Origin of the sequence: Streptomyces sp. NBC_00885, from assembly GCF_045207475.1 — a bacterium.
GTDB lineage: Bacteria > Actinomycetota > Actinomycetes > Streptomycetales > Streptomycetaceae > Streptomyces.
This window is the reverse complement of the sequence record NZ_CP108796.1, coordinates 5,625,995-5,651,582: the sequence shown is the minus strand read 5'-3', so window position 1 is coordinate 5,651,582 and position 25,588 is coordinate 5,625,995. Positions and strand designations below refer to the sequence as shown.

At 69.5% G+C, this 25,588-nt stretch carries 20 protein-coding genes and 1 pseudogene; 15 read left to right on the top strand and 6 right to left on the bottom strand.

All coding sequences use genetic code 11. The features are described from left to right. Positions 1-63: 63 nt before the first annotated feature. A complete protein-coding gene (locus OHA61_RS25765) occupies positions 64-1,293 on the top strand; it encodes a GNAT family N-acetyltransferase (RefSeq protein WP_406305024.1) in 1,230 nt (409 codons plus the stop codon). Between the two features lie 183 nt (positions 1,294-1,476). On the opposite strand, the gene OHA61_RS25760 is transcribed toward OHA61_RS25765, so the two are convergent. Continuing rightward, positions 1,477-2,286 (bottom strand): Fpg/Nei family DNA glycosylase, encoded by an 810-nt coding sequence (locus tag OHA61_RS25760; protein WP_406305023.1) that lies wholly within the window; start codon positions 2,284-2,286, stop codon positions 1,477-1,479. Between the two features lie 2 nt (positions 2,287-2,288). Further along, positions 2,289-2,777: a ribose-5-phosphate isomerase gene (locus OHA61_RS25755; RefSeq protein ID WP_142217169.1), complete on the bottom strand. Its 489-nt coding sequence runs from the start codon at positions 2,775-2,777 to the stop codon at positions 2,289-2,291. A 182-nt stretch (positions 2,778-2,959) separates the two neighbouring features. On the opposite strand from OHA61_RS25755, the gene OHA61_RS25750 reads away from it, so the two are divergent. Continuing rightward, positions 2,960-4,438 carry an amino acid permease gene (locus OHA61_RS25750; protein ID WP_406305022.1) on the top strand — a complete coding sequence of 493 codons (1,479 nt, stop codon included), beginning with the start codon at positions 2,960-2,962 and terminating at the stop codon, positions 4,436-4,438. An 81-nt stretch (positions 4,439-4,519) separates the two neighbouring features. Here OHA61_RS25750 and OHA61_RS25745 read toward each other — a convergent pair whose 3' ends face one another. Continuing rightward, entirely contained in the window at positions 4,520-5,104 is a 585-nt protein-coding gene (locus tag OHA61_RS25745) for a biotin transporter BioY (RefSeq protein ID WP_406305021.1), read from the bottom strand. Positions 5,105-5,488: 384 nt separating this feature from the next. Between OHA61_RS25745 and OHA61_RS25740 the strand changes: the two genes are divergently transcribed. The 3 genes from OHA61_RS25740 (at position 5,489) to OHA61_RS25730 (ending at position 8,843) form a co-directional block, all read left to right on the top strand. After that, complete coding sequence (locus tag OHA61_RS25740; protein WP_406305020.1) at positions 5,489-6,892, top strand: amino acid permease; 1,404 nt, start codon at positions 5,489-5,491, stop codon at positions 6,890-6,892. Positions 6,893-7,098: 206 nt separating this feature from the next. Further along, entirely contained in the window at positions 7,099-8,118 is a 1,020-nt protein-coding gene (locus tag OHA61_RS25735; RefSeq protein ID WP_406305019.1) for a glycerophosphodiester phosphodiesterase family protein, read from the top strand. Between the two features lie 89 nt (positions 8,119-8,207). Next, positions 8,208-8,843 (top strand): superoxide dismutase, encoded by a 636-nt coding sequence (locus tag OHA61_RS25730; protein WP_406305018.1) that lies wholly within the window; start codon positions 8,208-8,210, stop codon positions 8,841-8,843. 129 nt (positions 8,844-8,972) lie between these two features. On the opposite strand, the gene OHA61_RS25725 is transcribed toward OHA61_RS25730, so the two are convergent. Next, the gene (locus OHA61_RS25725; protein WP_406305017.1) at positions 8,973-9,617 is read right to left on the bottom strand and encodes a DsbA family protein; all 645 of its coding nucleotides are present in this window, start codon (positions 9,615-9,617) and stop codon (positions 8,973-8,975) included. Between the two features lie 133 nt (positions 9,618-9,750). On the opposite strand from OHA61_RS25725, the gene pepN (OHA61_RS25720) reads away from it, so the two are divergent. Together pepN (OHA61_RS25720) and OHA61_RS25715 are read left to right on the top strand one after the other, a co-directional pair. Continuing rightward, complete coding sequence (pepN, locus tag OHA61_RS25720) at positions 9,751-12,348, top strand: aminopeptidase N (RefSeq protein WP_406305016.1); 2,598 nt, start codon at positions 9,751-9,753, stop codon at positions 12,346-12,348. A 330-nt stretch (positions 12,349-12,678) separates the two neighbouring features. After that, the gene (locus OHA61_RS25715) at positions 12,679-13,704 is read left to right on the top strand and encodes a hypothetical protein (protein WP_406305015.1); all 1,026 of its coding nucleotides are present in this window, start codon (positions 12,679-12,681) and stop codon (positions 13,702-13,704) included. Positions 13,705-13,754: 50 nt separating this feature from the next. Here OHA61_RS25715 and OHA61_RS25710 read toward each other — a convergent pair whose 3' ends face one another. Beyond that, positions 13,755-14,228 (bottom strand): NUDIX hydrolase, encoded by a 474-nt coding sequence (locus tag OHA61_RS25710; RefSeq protein WP_324990899.1) that lies wholly within the window; start codon positions 14,226-14,228, stop codon positions 13,755-13,757. Between the two features lie 52 nt (positions 14,229-14,280). Between OHA61_RS25710 and OHA61_RS25705 the strand changes: the two are divergent. The 3 genes and pseudogenes from OHA61_RS25705 to OHA61_RS25695 form a co-directional block, all read left to right on the top strand. After that, positions 14,281-14,361, top strand: a pseudogene (locus OHA61_RS25705) (hypothetical protein); the annotation flags it as partial. 157 nt (positions 14,362-14,518) lie between these two features. Next, positions 14,519-17,842, top strand: a complete 3,324-nt coding sequence (locus OHA61_RS25700) for a S8 family serine peptidase (RefSeq protein ID WP_406305014.1) — start codon at positions 14,519-14,521, stop codon at positions 17,840-17,842. A 169-nt stretch (positions 17,843-18,011) separates the two neighbouring features. Next, complete coding sequence (locus OHA61_RS25695) at positions 18,012-19,040, top strand: aspartate-semialdehyde dehydrogenase (protein WP_406305013.1); 1,029 nt, start codon at positions 18,012-18,014, stop codon at positions 19,038-19,040. A gap of 173 nt (positions 19,041-19,213) precedes the next feature. On the opposite strand, the gene OHA61_RS25690 is transcribed toward OHA61_RS25695, so the two are convergent. Next, a complete protein-coding gene (locus OHA61_RS25690; RefSeq protein WP_406305012.1) occupies positions 19,214-19,714 on the bottom strand; it encodes a DUF1203 domain-containing protein in 501 nt (166 codons plus the stop codon). A gap of 127 nt (positions 19,715-19,841) precedes the next feature. On the opposite strand from OHA61_RS25690, the gene pepN (OHA61_RS25685) reads away from it, so the two are divergent. From pepN (OHA61_RS25685) to OHA61_RS25665, 5 genes are all read left to right on the top strand, one after another. Continuing rightward, positions 19,842-22,412, top strand: coding sequence for an aminopeptidase N (pepN, locus tag OHA61_RS25685; protein ID WP_406305011.1), 2,571 nt, complete (start codon positions 19,842-19,844; stop codon positions 22,410-22,412). 185 nt (positions 22,413-22,597) lie between these two features. Next, a complete protein-coding gene (locus OHA61_RS25680; protein ID WP_406305010.1) occupies positions 22,598-24,028 on the top strand; it encodes a sensor histidine kinase in 1,431 nt (476 codons plus the stop codon). Beyond that, complete coding sequence (locus OHA61_RS25675; protein ID WP_266476325.1) at positions 24,025-24,441, top strand: roadblock/LC7 domain-containing protein; 417 nt, start codon at positions 24,025-24,027, stop codon at positions 24,439-24,441. The genes OHA61_RS25680 and OHA61_RS25675 overlap by 4 nt, the downstream gene beginning before the upstream one ends. After that, on the top strand, positions 24,438-24,797 hold the full coding sequence (locus OHA61_RS25670; RefSeq protein ID WP_266476322.1) for a DUF742 domain-containing protein: 360 nt from the start codon (positions 24,438-24,440) through the stop codon (positions 24,795-24,797). Before OHA61_RS25675 ends, OHA61_RS25670 begins: the two co-directional genes overlap by 4 nt. Next, complete coding sequence (locus OHA61_RS25665; protein ID WP_361907335.1) at positions 24,778-25,398, top strand: ATP/GTP-binding protein; 621 nt, start codon at positions 24,778-24,780, stop codon at positions 25,396-25,398. The genes OHA61_RS25670 and OHA61_RS25665 overlap by 20 nt, the downstream gene beginning before the upstream one ends. The last annotated feature ends 190 nt before the right edge of the window (positions 25,399-25,588 follow it).

The window sequence follows — 25,588 nt, the reverse complement described above, 5'->3', positions numbered from 1 at the left end:
CCCCGGTGACAATGCGTTCGAAATCGGGTCGCCTCGGCGCCGTTGCCCTGGTAGGCATGGCATATGACTCTCGAACTTCGCGTACTGCGCCGTACCGAATGGGACCTCTGGTACGGCAAGTTGGAGCGCGCGTTCGGTGGTGTGGCGGAGGCCCCTGAAGAACGTGAGCTTTACCATTCGCTGACCGAGCACGAGCGCTCCATCGGCGCCTGGGACGGCGACGAGTGCGTCGGGACGGCCGGGGCGTTCACGTTCGGGGTCTCGGTGCCGGGCGGCGCGATGGTGCCCGCCGCGGGCGTGACGATGGTCAGCGTGGCCGCGACACACCGCCGCCGCGGGGTGCTCACCGCGATGATGCGCCGCCAGCTCGACGACGTACGCGGCTGGGGCGAGCCGATCGCCGTACTGACGGCGTCGGAACCGGAGATCTACGGACGATTCGGCTACGGCCTCGGGACCCAGCAGATGTCCCTGACGATCGACACCGTCCGGGGACACATCGCCCTCCCCGAGGGCGCTGACGCGGTCCGGCTGCGCTTCGCGGACGTCGCGGAGGTCGCAGCGGAGTGCGAGGCGGTGTACGTCCGCACCATCGGCTCACGGCCCGGCATGCTCGCCCGCAGGCCCGGCTGGGAGCGGCTGCCGCTGCTCGACCCGGAGACCGAGCGGCACGGTGCCTCGCCGATGCAGTGCGTGGTCGCCGAGCGGGAGGGCGAGATCGTCGGTTTCGTGCGCTTCCACACCAAGCCGGACTGGGATGCGCGCGGCCCCAAGGGCAGCATCACCCTGCGGCACATCGAGGCGCTCGACCCGGTGACGTACGCCGTACTGTGGGGCTTCCTCTTCGACATCGACCTGACGGTGCAGGTGCTGGCGCGCAATAGGCCGGTGGACGATCCGCTGCTGCATCTCGTCAATGACATCCGGCGGTGCGAAGTGCGGGTGCGGGACGGCATGTTCGTACGGCTCGTGGAGCTGGGCGCGGCCCTGGAGGCGCGTACGTACCAGACGCCGGTGGATGTCGTCTTCGACGTCGAGGACGCCTTCTGCCCCTGGAACGCGGGCCGTTGGCGGCTGACCGGCGACCACAAGGGCGCGTCCTGCAAGCGGACCGAGGACCACGCGGATCTGGCCCTGTCCGTACGGGAGTTGGGCGCGGCCTATCTGGGCGGGGTTTCGCTGGTCGCGCTGGCGGGGGCGGGGAGGGTGCGGGAGCTGCGGCAGGGGGCGCTGGCCGAGGCGTCGGTGGCGTTCGCCTCGGACGTCGCGCCCTGGTTGCCGCACGGCTTCTAGTTCCTGTCCGGTCGATCAGGCCGGATCAGTGAGCGGGGTCTGGTGCGTGCAGCTGCAAGGCGGAGGAAGGAGCCGACGCGGAGCGTCGGCGACTGACGACAACACAGCAGATGGGCGTGCCAGGGCACGCGAGCCCGGCAAGATCGGCCGGACAGGACCTAGTACGTCACGCGCGCCGGTACCTCAGGCCTGCTGGCAGCCCGGGCACCAGAAAAGATTGCGTGCGGCGAGACCGGCGGTGCGGATCTCGCCGCCGCAGACATGGCAGGGCAGGTGTGCCCGGCGGTAGACGTAGACCTCGCCGCCGTGGTCGTCGACTCGCGGCGGGCGGCCCATCGCCTCGGGGGTGTGCTCGGGGCGGACGGTGTCGATGCGGTTGTTGCGTACTCCTTCGCGCATCAGCTCCACGAGGTCCACCCAGATCGCGGTCCACTCGCCGTGGGTGAGGTCCTTGCCCGTGCGGTAGGGGTCGATGCCGTGCCGGAACAGGACCTCGGCGCGGTAGACGTTGCCCACGCCCGCGATGATCTTCTGGTCCATGAGCAGCGCGGCGACGGTGGTGCGGGAGCGGGAGACACGGGCCCAGGCGCGGTCAGGATCGTCGCCGGGGCGCAGCGGGTCGGGGCCCAGGCGCTCGTGTATCGCCGTCTTCTCGCCGTCGGCGATCAGCGCGCAGGCCGTGGGCCCGCGCAGATCGACATACGCCGTCGCGTTGGCCAGCCGCAGCCGCACGGTGTCGGTCGGCGGCGGCGCGGGCGCGTCGCCGAAGGCGACCTTGCCGAACAGGCCGAGATGGATATGGACCCAGCCGAGCGGGCCGAAGCCGAGGAAGAGGTGCTTGCCGTGCGCCTCGGTGCTCTCAAGAGCCTGGTCGTCGAGCAGCGCCGCGCTGTCGGAGAACTTCCCCTGCGGGCTGGTCGCCCGCACAGGCCGGCCGCCGAACCTCTCGAAGTGGTCGGCGGCCAGTCGGTGGATCGTATGGCCCTCGGGCACGCTCAGCCCTGCTGCGGGTGGTGGGCCGGGATCGGGGGAAGCTCGCCGGTCTCCTCGTACGCCGAGAGCATCTCGATACGGCGGGTGTGACGCTCCTCACCCGAGTACGGGGTGGAGAGGAAGATCTCGACGAACTTCACCGACTCTTCCAGCGTGTGCATCCGGCCGCCGATGGAGATCACGTTCGCGTTGTTGTGCTCACGGCCGAGCGCTGCGGTCTGCTCGCTCCAGGCGAGTGCGGCGCGCACTCCCTTGACCTTGTTGGCGGCGATCTGCTCGCCGTTGCCGGAGCCGCCGATCACGATGCCCAGGCTGTCCGGGTCCGCGGCCGTCTTCTCGGCGGCACGCAGACAGAACGGGGGGTAGTCGTCCTGGGCGTCGTAGATGTGGGGACCGCAGTCGACGGGCTCGTGGCCATGGGCCGTGAGCCACTCGACGAGGTGGTTCTTGAGTTCGAAGCCTGCATGGTCGGAGCCGAGGTACACGCGCATGATCCGAGTGTGGCACGCGAGTGTCCGGGTAGCGGTGACCGGGGTCAGGCCCTGTCGGGGCCGCGGGCTTCCGCCTATCACCCGGACCTAACGATCCGGAGACGGGACTTCACACATCTGGAGTCGCGCGTTTGAATGCGGGGGCTCGTGACCCGAGTGCACTCAAACCTAAGGATTCGTCCATGACCTCGCAGCAGACCCTCACGAAGGAAGGCGAGAAGGCCGGTACGACCGGTAACTCGCAGCCCTCAGGTGGTCTCCAGGCCGGACTCAAGAACCGGCATCTGTCCATGATCGCCATCGGCGGTGTGATCGGCGCCGGACTGTTCGTCGGCTCCAAGGCCGGTATCGCCGCGGCGGGACCGGCCATCCTCCTCTCGTACGCACTCGTGGGTGCACTGGTCGTCTTCGTGATGCGGATGCTCGGCGAGATGGCGGCGGCCAACCCGACCTCCGGCTCCTTCTCCGCCTACGCGGACCGGGCGCTCGGCCGCTGGGCCGGGTTCTCCATCGGCTGGCTCTACTGGTTCTTCTGGGTCGTCGTGCTGGCGGTCGAGGCGACGGCCGGCGCGGACATCCTCGAAGGCTGGGTACCGGCGGTCCCGCAGTGGGGCTGGGCGCTGATCGTGATGGTCGTGCTGACGGCGACGAACCTCGTGTCCGTGTCCTCGTACGGCGAGTTCGAGTTCTGGTTCGCGGGCATCAAGGTCGTGGCGATCGGCGCGTTCATCGTGATAGGCCTGCTGGCCGTCTTCGGCGTGCTGCCGGGCTCCGACAACCCCGGCGCGGGCTTCGCGCACCTGACGGACGCCGGCGGATTCATGCCGAACGGCGCGGGCGCGATCCTCACCGGCGTGCTGATGGTCGTCTTCTCCTTCATGGGCAGCGAGATCGTGACCCTGGCGGCGGGCGAGTCCGAGGACCCGCGGCGCGCGGTCACCAAGGCGACGAACAGCGTGATCTGGCGGATCGGCGTCTTCTACCTGGGCTCGATCTTCGTGGTGCTGACGCTGCTGCCGTGGAACGACAAGTCGATCCTCGCCAAGGGCTCGTACGTCGCGTCCCTGGACTCGATCGGGATCGCGCACGCCGGGCAGATCATGAACGTGATCGTGCTGACGGCCGTGCTGTCGTGCCTCAACTCCGGCCTGTACACCGCCTCCCGCATGGCGTTCTCGCTCGGACGGCGCGGGGACGCGCCGAAGGCCTTCGGCGCTGCGAACTCGCGGGGCGTGCCGCAGGCGGCGATCCTCGGCTCTGTCGTCTTCGGCTTCCTCGCCGTCTTCTTCAACTACAAGTGGCCCGACACGGTCTTCGCGTTCCTGCTGAACGCGTCCGGTGCGGTCGCGCTGTTCGTGTGGCTGGTCATCTGCGTCACCCAGCTGCGGATGCGCGGCATCATCCTGCGCGAGTCGCCGGACAAGCTCATCGTGCGGATGTGGCTCTTCCCGTATCTGACGTGGCTGACGATCGGCATGATCGTTTTCGTGCTCGGCTACATGGTCTACGACGGTGGCGACGCGCGGGAGCAGGTGCTGCTGTCGCTGCTGGTGGCGGTGCTCGTGGTGGGCGTCGCGGTGGTGCGGCAGATGCTGGGCAAGGGCGGCGCGGTTGCCGATGCCGATCAGAGCGGTGTGAAGGACTCGGTCAGGTCTTCGTAACCCGGCGCGAGCGTAGACGGATGGGCCCGCGGCCGTTGTTGGCCGCGGGCCCTCACGTTTTGAAATCAAGCACCGCCGGCATCAGCCGCGGCGGCCGACGAGCTTCCAGGCCGCGGGCAGTGCACCCATCGCCAGCGCAGCCTTCAGCGCGTCTCCGATCAGGAACGGCGTCAGACCGGCGGCGACGGCCTTCGACAGCGTCATACCGGCGGCCAGCGCGAGATACGGGACACCGACCGCGTAGATGATCAGCGAGCCGACCGCCATCGCCCCCGCGGTGCGCAGCACCGAGCGGTCGGCGCCGCGGCGCGCGAGGGCGCCGACGACCGTGGCCGCGAGCATCATGCCGAGGATGTAGCCGAAGGACGGCATCCCGTAGCCCGACGTCGCCTGCGCGAACCACGGCATGCCCGCCATGCCCGCCACCGCGTACAGCGCGAGGGACAGGAACCCGCGACGGGCGCCGAGCGCGGTGCCGACGAGAAGGGCCGCGAAGGTCTGGCCGGAGACCGGGACCGGTGAGCCGGGGACCGGGACGGCGATCTGGGCCGCGATGCCGGTGAGCGCGGCGCCGCCGAGTACGAGCGCGATGTCCTTCGTACGGGATGCGGGCAGCAGGTCGGCGAGGACCACTCCGGGGCGGGACGTGACGGAAGCAGTACTCATCGGGACTCCGCTGAAGCGAGGACGGGTTGGGGACACGGCGACGCTAACCCGCGGGGAAGGTGCTGATCACGGTCGGCCGACGACAAAGGCCCACTCCGCCAGTTGGTGGGGATCGAACAAAGGCGGCGCGAGATGCGCGAGTTGGCGTGATTCTCATCACTGAGGTCGGAGCATGGTCGGCTCGTTTTGCGCGGAGGGGCCGATGTTGGGGACACTGTGGGATCTTGCCAAATGAACCGGGAGGGCAAGAAGCAGGTGGGCGTGAGGATGTGTTCACCAGGTGTAAGCCTGGTGCCCGTATAGCGGACATCCGTTCCGTGTCAGCGGTACACGCAACCAGACTGTGGTCCTCTCCCCGTCTCAGCTACTGAACAGGGCACGCCCATGTCTCGGACCTCCGCGCCCGCGCCCGTCGACCAGCAGGCCGACGCTCCGCTCTCGCACGGACTCAAACAACGCCATCTCTCGATGATCGCCCTCGGCGGCGTCATCGGAGCCGGACTCTTCGTCGGATCCGGCGCGGGCATCGCCGCGGCCGGCCCGTCGATCGTCATCGCGTATGCGATTTCCGGCCTTCTTGTCATGCTCGTGATGCGCATGCTCGGCGAGATGTCGGCGGCGAACCCGGCATCAGGCTCCTTCTCGGTGCATGCCGACCGGGCAATCGGCCCCTGGGCCGGATTCACGGCGGGCTGGGCGTTCTGGTTCCTGCTCTGTGTGGCCGTCGGCCTCGAAGGCATCGGTGCGGCGAAGATCATGACGGGCTGGCTTCCCGGCACGCACGAGTGGGCCTGGGTCGCGCTGTTCATGCTGGTGTTCTGCGGCACGAACCTGGCTGCCGTGAAGAACTTCGGCGAGTTCGAGTTCTGGTTCGCGGCGATCAAGGTCGGCGCGATCGCCCTCTTCCTGGGCATCGGCGTGCTGGCGATCCTCGGCATCCTGCCCGGCACGGACGCGCCCGGCACCGCCAACCTCACCGGCGACGGCGGCTTCCTGCCGAACGGCACAGAGGGTCTCGTCGTCGGACTGCTCGCCTCTGTCTTCGCGTACGGCGGTCTGGAGACGGTCACCATCGCCGCGGCCGAGTCCGAGCACCCGGTGCAGGGCGTCGCCAAGGCCGTGCGTACGGCGATGTGGCGTATCGCTGTCTTCTACATCGGCTCGATGGCGGTCATCGTCACGCTGGTCCCGTGGGGCGACCCGAAGGTCGTCGAGAAGGGCCCGTACGTCGCGACGCTGGACCATCTGGGCATCCCCGCGGCCGGTCAGATCATGAACGTGGTCGTGCTGGTGGCCCTGCTCTCGGCGATGAACGCCAACGTCTACGGCGCCTCCCGCATGGCCTGCTCGCTGGTCGCCCGCGGCCAGGGCCCGAAGGCGCTCGGCCGGACCTCCGGCGGGGTGCCGCGCACCGCGGTGCTGGTGTCGTCCGTGTTCGGGTTCCTGTGCGTACTGCTCAGCTACTGGCGGCCCAACGACGTCTTCATGTGGCTGCTCAACATGATCGGCGCGATCATTCTGGTCGTATGGATCTTCATCGCGGTCTCGCAGCTGGTGCTGCGCCGACGCACCGAGCGCGAGGACCCCTCGAAACTCGTCGTGAAGATGTGGCTCTACCCGGCGCTGACGTGGGTCGCGCTCGCGGGCATGGTCGCGGTCTTCGTCCTGATGGCACGGGAGCCGGACACCCGCACGCAGCTCTACTACACGGGTGGACTGACCGTGGCGCTGGCGATCGTGGGCTACGTCCGCCAGGTGCGGGATCGGCGGGTCCGGGCCGCCGGCTGAGTTCCCCCACCGGCCGCACATTCAGCCCGTCCGGCGTGTGACGACACTCCCCCTACGCCCTGCGGGCGTAGGGGGAGTACGGCATTCGGGCGGACCGGGCACGCAGGACATGACGCGGACACTCCCCCGCCTCCTCACCGCAACCCGGCGTGGCAAAGCGCAATGAACAAACGCGCCCCACGACCGAGTCCGATGAGGAGACCCGCATGCCCGCGATGCCGAGACGCCGTTCGATCCTGCTCGCCGCAGGCGCCGCCACCGCCACCGCCGCCGTGACCGCCGCTCTGCCCGCCGCCGCGGAAGAGCATCAACACCCGCACCCCGCACGCCCGTTGGTGTTTGGCCACCGCGGCTCCGCGGGCTGGCGGCCCGAGCACACGGCCGCCGCGTACACCTTCGTCCGGCACGAGAACGAGATCTCACAGACGACGGACATCGCGAAGCACCCCGAGTTCGCGGAGCGCCGCACGACGAAGACGGTCGACGGGCGCGCGGTGACCGGCTGGTTCACCGAGGACTTCACGCTCGCCGAGCTGAAGACCCTCCGGGCGGTCGAGCGACTGCCGCTGATCCGCAACCGCAATACCGTTTTCGACGGCACCCAGCAGATCATGACCTTCCAGGAGGTCGTCGATCTCGCTCGCGCGCTGGCCAAGCGGTACGGCCGAAGGGTCGCCGTCTTCCCCGAGACCAAGCATCCGACGTACTTCCGCTCCAGCGGCCTCCCGCTGGAGCCCGAGCTCGTGCGCGTCGTCCGCAGGAACCGGCTCGGCGCCCGCGAGTGCGTCATCCAGTCCTTCGAGCCGCCCAGCCTGCTGCGGATCGCGGACGCGCGGCTGCGGCTTCCGCTGTGGCAGGCGATCGGCACCACCGGTGGTCCCTACGGCCACACCGCGACGTATGCCCAGATGATGAAGCCCGACGGGCTGCGCGAGATCGCGGAGTACGCGGACTGGATCGGCCCGGACAAGTCCTCGGTCGTCGCGCCCTCGGCGCTACTGGCGGACGCGCACACCGCGGGCCTGAAGGTGGGTGCGTACACCTTCCGCGCGGAGAACCAGTTCCTGCCCGCGGCGCTGCGCCGCGGGACGAATCCCAACGACTTCGGTGACGCGTTCGGCGAGTACGCCCTGCACTACGGGCTCGGCGCGGTCGTCACCGACTTCCCGGACCTCGCCGTGATCGCCAGGGACCAGTGGGCCGCGGCAGGGAGCCCGGAGTCCTAGGGCCGGCGCCTGATCATGACCCGACCCTCTTGCTGCTAGCCTGCACTTGCATAAGATGTGCAATAAGCAGTCGGAGGGACCGGACAGACATGGCCGTTTACACGCTTCCTGAACTTCCTTATGACTACGCGGCGCTCGAACCGGTCATCAATCCGCAGATCATCGAGCTCCACCACGACAAGCACCACGCCGCCTACGTCAAGGGCGCCAACGACACCCTGGAGCAGCTCGAAGAGGCCCGCGACAAGGAGGAATGGGGGACGATCAACGGCCTGGAGAAGAATCTCGCGTTCCATCTTTCCGGCCACATCCTGCACTCGATCTACTGGCACAACATGACCGGCGACGGCGGCGGTGAGCCGCTGGCCGCGGACAGCGTCGGCGAGCTCGCGGACGCGATCGCCGAGTCCTTCGGATCCTTCGCCAAGTTCAGGTCCCAGCTGACCAAGGCCTCCGCGACCACCCAGGGTTCGGGCTGGGGCGTTCTCGCGTACGAGCCGGTCAGCGGGCGTCTGATCGTCGAGCAGGTCTACGACCACCAGGGCAACGTCGGCCAGGGCTCGATCCCGATCCTGGTCTTCGACGCCTGGGAGCACGCGTTCTACCTTCAGTACAAGAACCAGAAGGTGGACTTCATCGAGGCGATGTGGCAGGTCGTCAACTGGCAGGACGTAGCCAGGCGTTACGACCGTGCCAAGGAGCGCACCCCGCTCATCACCCCGTGAACGGGGGAACCTGAAGCGTCCTGCCCGTGATCGTCTTCTCAGCCTTCACGTGCGGGCGGTATGACGAAGGACCCCCGCGAGAACCTGACTCGCGGGGGTCCTTCCAGGAGCAAGGATCGAAGGGAGAGGTCAGTCGAAGATCGGGCCCTGCGTGCGCGTGCGCTTGATCTCGTAGAAGCCGGGGATCGACGCGACCATCAGCGTGCCGTCCCAGAGCTTCGCCGCCTCCTCGCCCTTCGGGGCGGGCGTGACGACCGGGCCGAAGAACGCGAGCTGCTCGCCGTCCGAGCCCGGGACCGCGATGACGGGGGTGCCGACGTCCTGGCCGACCTTGTCGATGCCCTCCTTGTGGGAGGCGCGCAGCTCGGCGTCGTACGCGTCGGAGTCGGCGTACTCGATCAGCTCGGCCGGGAGGCCCACCTCCTCCAGCGCGCCGGCTATGGCCTCGCGGGTCGCGCCCTCGCCGCGGTTGTGGAAGCGGGTGCCGAGCGCGGTGTAGAGGTCCCCGAGCACCTCGTCGCCGTGCTTCTGCTGCGCGGCGATGACGACGCGGACGGGGCCCCACGCCTCCTTCATGGCCTCGCGGTATTTCTCGGGGAGCTCGTCGAGCTTGGGCTCGTTCAGGACGGCGAGGCTCATCACATGCCAGCGGACCTCTACGTCGCGGACCTTCTCCACTTCGAGCATCCAGCGCGAGGTCATCCACGCCCAGGGGCAGAGGGGGTCGAACCAGAAGTCGACGGGGGTCTTGCCGGTCTGACCGTTCTCGGACATGTCTCTCCTCGGTATGGGTCACGCACGCCTCCAACGGGCAACGCAGATGGTCACCGGACGATTCCCGCACGCACCCCGCTCAGGTGTGCATGGGAGGATCGGTCCTGTCCGAACGAGACACGAAGGAGTGCCCGTGCCCGGTGAGAATCTGTCCCGCGACGAGGCCCGTCGACGGGCCGAGCTGGTGTCCGTCGACGGGTACGAGGTTGCCCTCGATCTGCGATCCGCGGTCGGGGAGCCCCGGGAGGGCTCCGGGCCACGCACCTTCCGTTCGGTGACGACGATCCGCTTCCGCTGCGGCGAGCCGGGCGCATCGACCTTCGCGGATCTGCTGGCGCCTGTCGTGACAGCCGTCACGCTGAACGGCGAGAAGCTGGACGCGGCCGCCGTCTTCGACGGCTCGCGGATCGCGCTCGACTCTCTGGCCGCGGAGAACGTACTGGTCGTGGACGCGCAGTGCGCGTACAGCCGTACCGGCGAGGGACTGCACCGCTTCGTCGACCCGGAGGACGGCGAGGTCTATCTCTACACGCAGTACGAGCCGGCCGACGCCCGCCGAGTCTTCGCCACCTTCGAGCAGCCGGACCTCAAGGCGCCGTTCCGCTTCGAGGTGACCGCGCCGGAGGGCTGGACCGTCTGGAGCAACGGCGAGGGCGCTCGGGACGAGGACGGGGTGTGGCGTTTCGCCGAGACGAAGCCGATCTCCTCGTACATCACGGCGGTCGTGGCCGGTCCGTACCACTACGAGACCGACGTCTACACCCGCACCTTCGACGACGGGACGACGCTGGAGATCCCGCTCGGCGCGATGTGCCGCAAGGGACTCGCCAGGCACTTCGACGCCGACGACATCTTCCTGGTGACGAGGCAGGGACTGGACTTCTTCCACGACCACTTCGACTACCCGTACCCTTTCGGGAAGTACGACCAGGCGTTCGTGCCGGAGTACAACATCGGGGCGATGGAGAACCCGGGCTGTGTGACCTTCCGCGAGGAGTTCATCTTCCGGGGGAAGGTGACGCAGGCGTCGTACGAGCGCCGGGCGAACGTCATCCTGCACGAGATGGCGCACATGTGGTTCGGCGATCTGGTCACCATGGTGTGGTGGGACGACCTGTGGCTGAAGGAGTCCTTCGCGGACTTCATGGGCACCTTCTCGATGGTGGGGGCGACCCGCTTCACCAACGGCTGGATCACCTTCGCCAACAACCGCAAGTCGTGGGCGTACCGGGCGGACCAGCTGCCCTCCACCCATCCGATCACGGCCGACATCCGTGACCTGGAGGACGCCAAGCTGAACTTCGACGGCATCACGTACGCGAAGGGCGCGTCAGTACTGAAGCAGCTCGTCGCGTACGTCGGCCAGGACGCCTTCCTGGAGGGCGCGCGGCGCTACTTCAAGCGGCACGCGTACGGGAACACACGCCTCGCCGACCTGTTGGCGGTGCTCGAAGAGACGTCCGGGCGGGACATGGCGACCTGGTCGCGGTCCTGGCTGGAGACGGCGGGCGTCAACTCGCTGACCCCTGTGGTGACGTACGACGCGGGCGAGCGGATCACCGAGCTCGCGGTGGCGCAGGACACTGCGTCTGATTCTGCGGCTCCGCCGCGCGGCGAGCTGCGGCCGCACCGGGTGGCGGTCGGTCTCTACCGCGGCGAGGCGGGTGCGCTGGTGCGTTACGCCGGCGCCGAGGTGGACGTCACCGGGCCACGGACGGTCGTGGACGCCCTCGCTGGCGCCGAGCGGCCCGAACTGATCCTGGTCAACGACGAGGACCTGACGTACTGCAAGATCCGCTTCGACGAGGGCTCCCTGGCGACGCTGCGCAGCCACCTGGGCGACATCACGGACCCGCTGGCGCGGGCGCTGTGCTGGTCGGCGCTGTGGAATCTGACGCGGGACGCGCTGATGCCCGCGCGGGACTTCATCGACCTGGTGCTGCGGTTCGCGGGACGCGAGTCGGACATCGGCGTGCTGCAGATGCTGCACATGTGGGCACGCTCGGCGCTGCACCACTACGCCGCGCCCGCCTGGCGCGAGCAGGGCGCACGGCTGCTCGCGGAGGGCGCGCTGCGGGAGCTGCGGCAGTCCGAGCCGGGCAGCCAGCACCAGCTGACGTGGGCGCGGTTCTTCGCCACGACGGCGACGTCGGCGGCGGATCTGCAGCTGCTGCGGGGCCTGCTGGAGGGTTCGGCGAAGATCGACGGCCTGGACGTGGACCAGGAACTGCGGTGGGCCTTCGTGGAGCCGCTGGCCTCGCACGGGGTGGCGGACGAGACCTTCATCGCGGCTGAGCTCGCCCGCGACGACACCGCCTCGGGCAGGCGCCACCAGGTCCGCTGCCTGGCTGCGCGCCCGTCGGCGGCGGTCAAGGACCAGGCGTGGGCGCAGGTCGTCGAGTCGGACTCGCTGTCCAACGCGCTGGTAGAAGCGACGATTTCGGGCTTCGCGCAGGCGGGGCAGCGGGAGCTGCTGGCACCGTACGTGCCGAAGTACTTCGAGGCGATCGAGCGCGTGTGGGAGGAGCGGTCGATCCAGATCGGCATGGACGTGGTGAAGGGCCTGTTCCCGGGCCTGCAGGACAGCGAGGCGACGCTGGCGGCGACGGATGCGTGGCTTGCGGCACACGAGGGGGCGGCGCCGGCGCTGAGGCGGCTGGTGCGGGAGTCGCGGGACGACTTGGCGAGGGGGCTGCGGGCGCAGGCGTGCGACGCGGGGGCGGCGGGCTGACGCGGACGGGGTGCGCCTGCGGCGGGCCTTGTCCCCTACCCGCCCTCCCCCTACGGCCTGGCGGCCGTGGGAGGTACCCCCATCCCGAACTGGGGCAAGCCCCAGACCCCGTACGCGCTTCGCGCGTGTCCTCAAACGCCGGACGGGCTGAAGAATTCAGCCCCTCCGGCGATTGAGGCGCGGGGTCCGGGGCGGAGCCCCGGCGGAGGCTCACGCCGCTGCGTCTGATCGGCAGTCGAACGCCCGTACTTTAGGACGAGGTTGTCCCGAAATGTCGACGGGCCTGTAACAGCGGTTAGCCCCCCGGCCCCCCGCGGGCATCCCCGTCGCATGAACCACAACACCCCGCTCTCCCCCCTCCCCCTCTCCCACCTCTCCGACGTCCAGCGCCGCGTCCTGTCCGCCGCGCAGCTGCGGGCACACGGAGTGTCCGCCGCGCGGACCACCGCGCAGTGCCGGCCCGGTGGGCCCTGGCAGTCGCTGCTGCCCGGGGTGTTTCTGCTGCACCCCGGTCCGCCGACGAGCGAGGAGCGGCTGCACGGCGCGCTCCTGTACGCCGGGCGCCCGGTCATTCCCGCGCAGGGCGAGCCCCGGAGCTCCGCGCCCCGCTACGGGGAGGTCATGGTCACCGGGCTGGCCGCGCTGGCCCTGCATCAGTTCTCCTCCGCCCCGGCGCTCCTCTCCCTCGAACGGATCGACGTCCTCGTGCCCCGTACCCGGCGGCTGCGGTCGACCGGTTGCGTCCGGCTCGTGCGCTCGCACGAGCTGCCGGGACCGCAGGAGATCACCGGCGTGCCCGTCGCGCCCGTGGCGCGTGCCCTCGCTGACGCCGTGGCGGAGCTCGCGGATGCCCAGGTGGTACGGCAGCTGCTCACCGAGGCCGTCCGGGGCGGGCACTGCGAACCCGCCGCGGTCGTCAAAGAGCTGAACCGGGCTCGGCTGCTGAACCGCCCCCATGTCGTCGACGCCGTCGACCGGCTGCTCGCCGAGGGCCGGGCACTGGCCGAGGACCTGCTGTACGACCTGGTGCGCGAACACGGCCTGCCCGCCCCCGTGTGGAACGTGGACCTGCGTCTTCCCGGCGGCCCGCACCTCGGCGGCCTCGATGCCTACTGGCCCGAACAGGCCGTCGCCGTCGAGCTGGACACCCGTGCGCCCCGCCACGACGAGGACGCGCTCTGGTCGGAGTACGCCCGTAAGCGCGAGCATCTGGAGCGGCTCGGCATCACCGTCGTGTACATCACGCCGCGCAGGCTGCGTGATGCGCCGCAGCAGCAGGCGACCGTGGTCCGCACCGCCCTGATGGCGGCGGCGGACCGCGACCCGGCCGCCTATGTCGTGGTGCTCCCGCGCTGAGCGATCAGCCGCTCGCATACGGCGTTGCCCGGGGTGGGAGGGTTGAGCGGCTATCGGCCATTGCGGACGATACGGCCCACCGGGGGCCTGGAGCGCCACAGTTCCAGACCGATGTCGACGAGCTCGACCCGCTCCAGAGCGGTCACCGAGGCGAGCGGATGCCAGGCCGCGAGGTCCGTCGACCCGTCCGTCTCATGGCGCAGCTCGCCGCCGGTGACCCTGCCCTCGTACACGATGCGCAGCCCCTGGAAGTCGGCGAACGCACCGAGTCTGCGAGGGTACTGGCGGCGGATGGTGTCCAGGCCGAGCAGTGCGGTCATCTCCGACGCGTAGCCCGTCTCTTCCTCGACCTCGCGGACGACGGTGTCGAGCGGGTCCTCCCCGTGGTCCATGCCGCCTCCGGGAAGCGTCCACTTCTTGGCCCCGTCGCGGGCCACCCAGCGGGCGAGCAGGATCTGTTCCTCCCGTACGCACACGGCGTAGGCCGCAACCCTCAACTCCCTGTTCCGCAACTGCTTGTTCATGCGGTGAGGGTAGACGTACGCCCAAGATCCCCATTTCAGTGGAGGTGGGTCCCGGCGGCGCCGGTGCTCCATGGCCGTGTGCGGCAACCGGGCGAAGGCCTCGCGACACCACACCCTCGGACGCGGGGACTGAATCTCCCCTTTGTCCCTCATGGCGTACCGTCCGCAGTGGCGGGTTTCCGCCATGACCACATCATGCCTCTGACAACTCTCCACAAACCCCTGTCACTTACGCAAGGCTGAGCGGTCATCCGGCACCGAATTCCGGACCCTTCCTTTCACAAGCAGGGATGCTGATGACCCCCCAATCCCAGAGCCCTCTTTCCGGGCGCTCCGTACCAGGTCACAGACGCGCGGCCCGCATCGCGGCCGCCGCATCGATCGTGGCCGCACTGGTAGCAGCAGGCGCCGTACCCGCTTTCTCGGCCGCGCCCGCCGACGACCCGGGCACGTCCGCCGGCGTCAAGGCGACCTCGTCCGGCAAGCTCGGCTCGGCCGACGAGGAACTCCTCGCCCAGGCCGAGGCCAAGGGTGAGAAGAGCGTGACCGTCATGGTCGCCACCGCGCCCGGCGCGACCGAGCAGGTCGCCGGGCAGCTCGACGCGGTCGAGGGTGCCGTGGTCGGCAAGACGTACGACCAGCTCGGCTATGTGCGGGCCACCCTCCCCACCGGCAAGGCGGAGGCCGCGCTCAAGGCGGCCGCCAAGCTTTCCAGCGTCCACGGCATCGACCTCAAGCACGAGGTCAAGCTGGACGACCCGACCCCGGCAGCCGACTCCGCCAAGTCCGCGGGCACCGCGGCCGCGCAGACGACGCAGTACCCGGCGCCGGGCAAGAACACCCCGGCGAAGAACCCGTACAACCCGTCCTTCGAGACCGGCGCTGTCGACTTCGTCAAGGAGCACCCCAAGGCCGACGGCCGCGGTGTGACCATCGGCATCCTCGACTCCGGCGTCGACCTCGGCCACCCGGCGCTGCAGAAGACCACCACCGGCGAGCGCAAGATCGTCGACTGGGTCACGGCGACCGACCCGGTGGCGGACGGCGACGCCACCTGGCGCCGGATGACGCTCGATGTCAGCGGCCCGACGTTCACCGTCAACGGCCGGACGTACTCCGCCCCGGCGGGCGCGTACAAGTTCAACCTCTTCGCCGAGGCCGCCACCAAGGGCGGCGACATGGCCGGTGACCTCAACCGGGACGGCGACACCACCGACGTCTGGGGCGTGCTGTACGACGCGGGCACCCGCACCGCCCGGGTCGACCTCGACAACGACGGCAACTTCGCCAACGACACCGTGATGAAGCCGTACAAGAACGGCTTCCAGGTCGGCTACTTCGGCACCGACAACCCGGCCACCGACGTCGTCGAGCGCATTCCGTTCGTCATCGAGGTCCGCAAGGACGTCGTCTACAACGCCGCGGGCGCCAAGGCCGACTACGTCAACATCGGCGTCATCGAGTCCGAGCACGGCACGCACGTCGCCGGCATCACCGCCGCCAACAGCCTCTTCGGCGGCCGGATGAACGGCGCCGCCCCCGGCGCCAAGCTGGTCTCCTCGCGCGCCTGCACCTGGAGCGGCGGCTGCACCAACGTCGCGCTTACCGAGGGCATGGCCGACCTGGTCATCAACCGCGGCGTGGACATCGTCAACATGTCCATCGGCGGTCTGCCCGCGCTGAACGACGGCAACAACGCCCGCGCGGAGCTCTACACCCGCCTCATCGACACCTACGGCGTCCAGCTGGTCATCTCGGCCGGCAACGAGGGTCCGGGCACCAACACCATCGGTGACCCGGGCCTCGCCGACAAGGTCATCTCCGTCGGCGCCGCCATCTCCAAGCAGACCTGGGCAGCCAACTACGGCTCCGCGGTGACCAAGAAGTACGCCATGCTCCCCTTCTCCTCCCGCGGACCGCGTGAGGACGGCGGCTTCGCGCCGATCATCACCGCGCCCGGTGCCTCCATCAACACCACCCAGACCTGGCTGCCCGGCGGCCCGGTCAAGGAGGCGGGCTACGAGCTCCCGGCCGGCTACTCCATGCTGCAGGGCACCTCGATGTCCTCGCCGCAGGCCGCCGGCGCGAGCGCACTGCTGCTCTCGGCCGCCAAGCAGCGTCACATCGAGCTGACCCCGGCGAAGCTGCGCACGGCGCTGACCAGCACCGCGCACCGCATCCCCGGAGTGCAGGCGCACGAGCAGGGCTCCGGCCTGATCAACATCGTGGACGCCTGGGACGCCATCAAGGACGGTGCCACCGCCCACGACTACAGCGTCAAGGCCCCGGTCGACACCGCGATCGACTTCGCGCTGAAGACCCCCGGCTTCGGCACCGGCCTCTACGACCGCGAGGGCGGTCTGAAGGCGGGCCAGAAGAAGTCCTACGACGTCGTCATCACCCGGACGACGGGACCGGACCGCCCCGTGCGGCACGAGCTGGACTGGAAGTACAACGACGGCACCTTCGACCTGCCCGGCAGCGGCGCGGTCACGCTGCCGCTGAACACCCCGGTCACCGTCAAGGTCGAGGCCAGGCCCCGCACGGCCGGCCTGCACAGCGCGATCCTGGAGGCGGACGACCCGCGCACCGAGGGCGTGGACAAGCAGATCATGGCGACCGTGGTCGTCTCCAAGGAGCTCGCGAAGCCTGCGTACACCTTCTCGGCGTCCGGCTCGGTGCAGCGCAACAGCCACAAGTCGTACTTCGTCACGGTGCCCGAGGGCGCCAAGAACCTCGAGGTCGCCCTCGGCGGTCTGGCCGCGAACAGCCAGACCCGGTTCATCGGCATCCACCCGTACGGCGTGGGTGTCGAGGACAGCTCGACGATCTTCTGCTACCCGAACTACAACAATCCGGCGAACACCTGCCGTCCGGACTTGCGCTCGTACGCCGAGCCGACGCCGGGCGTCTGGGAGATCGAGGTCGAGTCGCGGCGTACGTCTCCGCTGCTCGACAACCCGTACAAGCTGGACGTGAGCCTGCTGGGTGCCTCCTTCGACCCGGCCGTCAAGACGCTCCCCGAGGCGAAGGTCGGCACGCCGGCCGCCGTCGAATGGAAGGTCACCAACGGCTTCGCCGCGATCGACGGCAAGCTCGCGGGCGGTTCGCTGGGCTCGGCGAAGGTCGCCCGCCCGTCCATCAAGAACGGTGAGTCGCAGGAGTCGACGGTCACCATCGGTGAGGGCGTCGAGCGTCTCGACGTCGCCATCGGCGGGGTCTCCGACACCGGCGCCGACCTGGACCTCACGGTCCTGCGAGACGGTGTGCAGGTCGGACAGTCGGCGGACGGCGACTCGGAGGAGGCGGTGAGCCTGCTCAAGCCGGCCGCCGGCACCTACACCATCGTCGTCGACGGCTACGCCGTCCCGGCCGGGACCACCGAGTACAACTACCGCGATGTGTACTTCGCGGCGTCGCTCGGCTCGGTCAAGGTCGACTCGGCGAAGCCGGTCAAGCTCGCCAACGGAGCGTCGGCGCAGGTCAGCGCCGAGATTCTGGTGGGTGGCGCGGCTCCCGAAGGACGTCAGTTCTTCGGCGAGGTACAGCTGCTGAACGGCCGCGGCACCGTCGCGGGCGCCGGCAGCGTCGTGATCGAGAAGGTCACTCCGTAACGCAGTCCCTGATCGGGGGCGGGTGTCCATACCGGACGCCCGCCCCCTTTCGTATGCCGGTTTTCACATGCCGGACAATGGATTGGACAAGCAGTCCCGGGTCATACGCATGATGGGCAGGCTGCCCGCGTCACACGTACAGATGGACGCACAGACAGAAGGAGTCACCGTGAGGGTCGGAATCGTCGGAGCCACCGGTCAGGTCGGCGGAGTCATGCGCAAGATCCTCGCCGAGCGGAAGTTCCCGGTCGACGAGCTCCGCCTCTTCGCCTCCGCGCGGTCCGCGGGCACCACCCTCACCTGGCAGGACCAGGAGATCACCATCGAGGACGCGTCCACCGCCGACTACTCCGGCCTGGACATCGTGCTCTTCTCGGCAGGTGGCGCGACCTCCAGGGCGCTCGCCGAGAAGGTCGCCGCACAGGGCGCCGTCGTGATCGACAACTCCTCGGCCTGGCGCCGCGACCCCGAGGTGCCCCTGGTCGTCTCCGAGGTCAACCCGCACGCGATCAAGGACCGGCCCAAGGGCATCATCGCCAACCCGAACTGCACGACGATGGCCGCGATGCCGGTACTGCGCCCGCTCCACGCCGAGGCCGGCCTCACCGCGATGGTCGCCACCACCTACCAGGCGGTGTCCGGCTCCGGTCTGGCCGGTGTCGCGGAGCTGCGCACCCAGGCCTGCGCGGTGTCCGAGGCCGCCGACCAGCTCACGTTCGACGGCGAGGCCGTCGAGTTCCCCGAGCCCAACGTCTACAAGCGCCCCATCGCTTTCAACGTCCTGCCGCTGGCGGGCAGCATCGTCGACGACGGCTCCTTCGAGACGGACGAGGAGCAGAAGCTCCGCAACGAGTCCCGCAAGATCCTGGAGATCCCGGAGCTCAAGGTCTCCGGCACGTGCGTCCGGGTGCCGGTGTTCTCGGGTCACTCGCTGCAGGTCAACGCGCGCTTCGAGCGTCCGGTCTCGGTGGAGCGGGCGTACGAGCTGCTGAAGGATGCGCCCGGGGTCGAGCTCTCGGAGATCCCGACGCCGCTGCAGGCGGCGGGCAAGGACGCGTCGTACGTGGGCCGCATCCGGGTGGACGAGACGGTCGAGAACGGTCTTGCCCTGTTCCTGTCGAACGACAACCTGCGCAAGGGGGCGGCGCTGAACGCGGTCCAGATCGCGGAACTGGTCGCGGACGAGCTCCGCGGGTAGCGGCGGGGCCGCACATCCAGCCCGTCCGGCGTTTGAGGACATGCGGCCGGAGGTCGCATACGGGGTCTGGGGCGGAGCCCTCAGTTCGGGATGGGGGTACCTCCCACGGCCGCCAGGCCGTAGGGGGAGGGCGGGGTGGGGACAGGCCCGCCGCAGGCGCACCGCCCCACCCCCTACCGCCGCACCTCGAACTGGAAGCAGCCGTACTCCACCGCCCTGACGTGGACCAGCACCACCCCCGGCTTCGCGAACGCCTCCCGCAGCGCCTCCTCGAACGCCTCCGTCGCCGCCTCCGGGATCTCAAGGAGGCGGCCTCCCGCTATGCGCCCCTCCGCGTCATAGCGCCGCAGCGCCCGCAGCGCCCCCGGCCGGGCGAAGGGGTAGCCGTCCCCGTCGCCCGGCCCCTCGCATTCCTCGGCGTGGATGAAGACGGGGCCCTGCTCGTCGTACGCACCGGGCTGCGCCCCCGTCTCCGCGGCCCAGCGGCGCAGCGGTGCGTACGAGACGAGGGCGATACGTTCGCCGGCCGCGCTGGTGCGCAGACAGCAGCGCAGCACCTCGCCTCCCTCGGTGTCCGTGTACGGGGCGCACGCACGCCCGGCGTCGTCGGTGTCGCGCAGCTGCTTGAGAGCGGCGGCCTCGATGGGCCGCGCGGTGAAGAGTGTGTTGGTCATGGGTTCAGCGTGGCGCTTCCGGGCTCCTAGTTCCGGCGGGAAACGGACATGGAATTAACGACGGGCGGCCCCACCGCAGCCCGTGGAAAGATGGCCGCAAACGTAACGAAACCGAGGAGATGACAGCGTGCCTGGCACGAATCTGACCCGCGAAGAGGCGCAGCAGCGGGCGAGCCTGCTGACCGTCGACTCGTACGAGATCGACCTCGATCTGAGCGGCGCGCAGGAGGGCGGGACCTACCGGTCCGTGACCACGGTGCGCTTCGACTCCGCAGAGGAGGGCGCGGAGACGTTCATCGATCTGGTGGCTCCCGCCGTGCACGAGGTGGTGCTCAACGGCGAGGCGCTGGATGTCGCCGCGGTCTTCCAGGACTCCCGGATCGCGCTGGCGCAGCTGCACGCGGGCCAGAACGAGCTGAAGGTCGTCGCGGACTGCGCGTACACCAACACCGGCGAGGGCCTGCACCGCTTTGTCGACCAGGTGGACCAGCAGGCGTACCTCTACACGCAGTTCGAGGTGCCGGACGCCCGCCGTGTCTTCGCCTCCTTCGAGCAGCCGGACCTGAAGGCGACGTTCCAGTTCACCGTGAAGGCCCCTGAGGGCTGGACGGTCGTCTCGAACTCGGCCACGCCCGAGCCCAAGGACAATGTCTGGCACTTCGAGCCGACGCCCCGTATCTCCAGCTACATCACGGCGCTGATCGTCGGCCCCTACCACTCGGTGCACAGCAGCTACGAGAAGGACGGTCAGTCCGTCCCGCTCGGTGTCTACTGCCGCCCCTCGCTCGCCGAGTTCCTGGACTCCGACGCGATCTTCGAGGTCACCCGTCAGGGCTTCGAGTGGTTCCAGGAGAAGTTCGACTACGACTATCCCTTCGCCAAGTACGACCAGCTCTTCGTGCCGGAGTTCAACGCGGGCGCGATGGAGAACGCGGGCGCGGTGACCATCCGCGACCAGTACGTCTTCCGCTCCAAGGTGACGGACGCGGCGTACGAGGTGCGCGCGGAGACGATCCTGCACGAGCTGGCGCACATGTGGTTCGGCGACCTGGTCACCATGGAGTGGTGGAACGACCTGTGGCTGAACGAGTCGTTCGCCACCTACACCTCGATCGCCTGCCAGGCCGCCCACCCCGAGTCGAGGTGGCCGCAGTCCTGGACCACCTTCGCGAACTCCATGAAGACCTGGGCGTACCGGCAGGACCAGCTGCCGTCCACCCACCCGATCATGGCCGAAATCCGCGACCTCGACGACGTGCTCGTCAACTTCGACGGCATCACGTACGCCAAGGGCGCCTCGGTGCTCAAGCAGCTCGTCGCGTACGTCGGCCAGGACGAGTTCTTCCGCGGTGTGCAGGCGTATTTCAAGGCGCACGCCTTCGGCAACACCCGGCTGAGCGATCTGCTGGGCGCGCTGGAGGAGACCTCCGGCCGTGATCTGAAGACCTGGTCGCAGAAGTGGCTGGAAACCGCGGGCATCAACATCCTGCGTCCGGAGCTCGAGGTCTCCGAGGAGGGGTACGTCACCTCGTTCTCGGTACGCCAGGAGGCCCCGGCGCTGCCCGCCGGTGCCAAGGGTGAGCCGACGCTCCGCCCGCACCGGATCGCGATCGGCTGCTACGACCTCGACGAGAGCGGCAAGCTGGTCCGTACGAGCCGCATCGAGCTGGATGTGGACGGCGAGCTCACGGATGTGCCGTTCCCGAAGAACACCCGCCGTCCCGCGGTGATCCTGCTCAACGACGACGATCTGTCGTACGCGAAGGTCCGCCTCGACGAGGAGTCGCTGCGGGTCGTCACCGAACACCTCGGTGACTTCACCGAGTCGCTGCCGCGCGCCCTGTGCTGGGCATCCGCCTGGGACATGACCCGCGACGGCGAGCTGGCCACCCGGGACTATCTGTCCCTGGTCCTGTCCGGCATCGGCAAGGAGTCGGACATCGGCGTCGTGCAGTCGCTGCACCGCCAGGTGAAGCTGGCGATCGACCTGTACGCGGCGCCCGAGTGGCGCGAGGCGGGGCTCACAGAGTGGACGGACGCGACGCTGGCGCATCTGCGCGCGGCTCAGCCGGGCAGCGACCACCAGCTCGCGTGGGCGCGCGCCTTCGCCGCGACCGCGCGTACGCCGCAGCAACTGGACCTGCTGCAGGCGCTGTTGGACGCCACCGAGACCATCGAGGGCCTGGCGGTGGACACCGAGCTGCGGTGGGCGTTCGTGGAGCGTCTCGCGGCGGTCGGGCAGCTGGACGAGGACGAGATCGCGGCGGAGTACGAGCGGGACAAGACCGCGGCGGGCGAGCGCCATGCGATGACGGCGCGTGCGGCCCGGCCGACGGCCGAGGCGAAGGCCGAGGCCTGGGCATCGGTCGTGGAGTCCGACAAGCTGCCGAACGCCCAGCAGGAGGCGGTCATTTCGGGCTTCGTCCAGACCGATCAGCGTGAGCTGCTGGCTGCGTACACCGGGAAGTACTTCGCGGTGGTCAACGACGTGTGGGACTCGCGCAGCCATGAGATCGCGCAGCAGATCGCGGTCGGTCTCTACCCCGCGCTCCAGGTCTCGCGGGCCACGCTGGACGCGACGGACGCATGGCTGGAATCGACCGAGCCGAACGCGGCGCTGCGGCGGCTGATCTCCGAATCGCGTGCGGGAATCGAGCGTGCGCTGAGGGCACAGGCAGCCGACGCGGCCGCCGCGTAACCGTGTAGACGCGCATCCGCGCAGGCAGGCGCCCCGGGCCGTTCGGCCCGGGGCGCATTCCGTTTCAGGGGGCACATGAAGATCCCGCCAATTCGATGACCCGGCGTCATCTCCCGTAATCCGAACGAGATATGCTCCCGCCCGTCGTCATATGATCTTTCCGGTTCGATGGTTTGAGGATGCTGATGGTTCGACAGGAAACGTCGACCGGAAGTCCGCGGAACGCGGCCGCTTTCGGGTGGCTCCTGCTCGTCGTCGTGACCGCCGTGGCCGCCGCGGTGGCCGCTGTCCTGGTCTCCGCCCCGGCGCGTACCGCCGTGGTCTGGATCGGTGTCGCGGCAGTCGTGCTGGTCGCCGTCGCCTGCGCGGAAGTGGCGCGGCGCGGCCGGCGGATCGAGGAGCTGAGCGCCCGGCTCGCCGAGCGGGAAGCGGTGCTGTCACGACAGCAGGCCGAGACTGCACGGCTGGCCGGTGAGCTGCTGCCGCAGGTCGTGGAGCGGCTGCGCACGGGCGAGTTCCCCGAGGACGTGCTCGACTCGCTCGACGCGCCGGCCGAGCACCAGGCGGTGCTGAGCTCGGTGCTCGACGCGGTCGTCGCCGAGGAGGACCTGCGCGAGTCCGCGCAGCGCGCGTTCGTGAACATCGCCCGTCGTGTTCAGGCCATCGTTCACCAACAGGCCCAGGAACTGCGGGAGATGGAGGACCGGCACGGCAAGTCGCCCGAGGTCTTCGGCGATCTGCTGCGGATCGACCACGGCACCGCGCTGATCGGCCGGCTCGCCGACTCCATCGCCGTGCTCGGCGGTGCGCGGCCCGGCCGCCAGTGGAGCAAGGCCGTACCGCTCTACAGCGTGATGCGCGGCGCGATGTCGCGGATCATCGACTACCAGCGCGTCGAACTCCACTCCGTCTCCGAGGTCGCGGTCGTCGGCACCGCCGTCGAACCGCTCATCCACGCGCTCGCCGAGCTCCTCGACAACGCCACCCGCTACTCGCCGCCGCAGGCCAAGGTCCATCTGACCGCCGTCGACGTGCAGTCGGGCATCGCCATCGAGATCGAGGACGGCGGCGTGAGCATGAGCGAGGAGGCCCGCAAGCGGGCCGAGCGCATGCTCCGCCAGGCCCAGCAGGGCATCGACGTCAACGACCTGGGCGAGACGCCCCGCCTCGGCCTCGCCGTGGTCGGCCGGCTGTCGCAGGTGTACGGATTCCAGGTCTCGCTGCGCTCGTCGGCGTACGGCGGTGTGCGCGCCGTACTCGTCGTGCCGCAGGCACTGATCACCACCGCGTCGTCGGCGACCGGTCTCGCGCACGGCATCGGGGCGTCCTCCGGCCCCCGCGCCACCGGCACGATCACCCCGCAGCCGCCGTCCCGGCAGGTGACCGGCCCGATGACGGCGGACGAAGAGGCACCGATCGTGACCGAACGGACCCCGACCGGTCTGCCGCAGCGGCGTCGCAAGGCTCCCGTCACCGAACCGACCGCATCCGCCGCATCCGCCGCGCCCGAGCCGGAGGCCGCCCCCGAGGTGCAGCCCGGCATGTGGCTGAGCGCCTTCCAGAGCGGCCTCGCCGGTGAGACCACCCAGACGAGCAAGGGAAACACGCAGCCATGATTCAGCAGCATTCCACCCGGACGAACATGGACTGGATGCTCAAGGACCTGGCAGAGGGCGTCCCCCAGACCCGGAACGTGGTCGTTCTGTCCGCCGACGGGCTGCGTATGGCCCAGTACGGCGCGGACACCGACACCGCGGACCGGCTGGCCGCCGCCTGCGCCGGGCTGCAGAGCCTCGCGGGCGCCGTCGCCTCCGAACTGCCGCACAGCGACGGCCGGATGCACCTGGTCGTCATCGAGATGACCGGCGGCTTCTTCTATCTGATGGCGGCGGGCTCGGGGGCGTTCCTCGCCGTGCTGGCCGACGAAGGGGTCGACGCCGGGCTGATGGGACAGCGGATGCGGGACCTCGTGCTGCGGATCGGGGAGCACATGAGCACGCCGCCGCGGCACGAGGGGCACACCGCGTGAGCAACCCGGGCGGGGACTGGGAGGAGAGCAGTCCCGAGCGGCTCTACGTCATCACGGGCGGCCGCAGCGGCTCCTCCGCACCCACCGCACTCGACCTGGTCACGCTGATCGTGGCCAAGTCGGGTTCCCGCCCCGGTATGCAGCCCGAGCAGGCCGCGATCATCCGGCTCTGCCACGCCCCGCTCTCCGTGGCCGAGATCTCCGCCTATCTTCGGCTTCCGGTGAGCGTCGTCACCGTGCTGCTCAGCGATCTGCTGGCCGAGGACCGGGTACTGGCCCGCGCACCCGTCAAACCCGCCCAACTCCCCGACCGCGCTTTGATTGAGGCAGTGATCGATGGACTTCAGAAGCTCTGAGCAGGCCGTCGGGCCGCGCAGCGAGGACGTGCTGCCGGAGACGGCCACCGCCGCCGTCAAGGTGGTCATCGTGGGCGGCTTCGGAGTCGGCAAGACGACCCTGGTCGGCTCGGTGAGCGAGATCCGGCCGCTGACCACCGAGGAGACGATGACCCAGGCCGGGGTCGGCGTCGACGACACGGCCGGCGTGGAGCGCAAGACCTCGACGACGGTCGCCATGGACTTCGGCCGGATCAGCATCAACGAGGAGCTGGTGCTGTACCTCTTCGGCACGCCCGGCCAGGAACGCTTCTGGTTCCTGTGGCGCGGCCTGTTCGAGGGCGCCCTGGGTGCGGTGGTGCTGGTCGACACCCGCCGTCTGGAGGTCAGCTTCGACGTCATCGGCCGTCTGGAGGAGCGCGGGGTGCCGTTCGTGGTGGCCGTCAACTCCTTCCCGGACGCGCCGGGTTACCCGCTCGACGAGGTGCGCGGCGCGCTCGATCTGCCGGAGTCGGTGCCGATCGTGGCGTGCGACGCGCGTACGCGTGCGTCGAGCCGTGACGTACTGATGACGCTGATGCGGTATCTGCAGTCGCTCGCCGTCGCCAAGGAGGCGTCGTGATCAGAGCGATGCACGATGCGAGGCGCAACCGCCCGTTCGCATAGGCGGTGCGCCTGCGGCGGGCTTGTGCGGCTCGGTCGCACATTTCAGCCCGTCCGGCGTTTGAGGACATGCGGCCGAAGGTCGCATACGGGTCTGGGGCTTGCCCCAGTTCGGGATGGGGGTACCTCCTACGGCCGCCAGGCCGTAG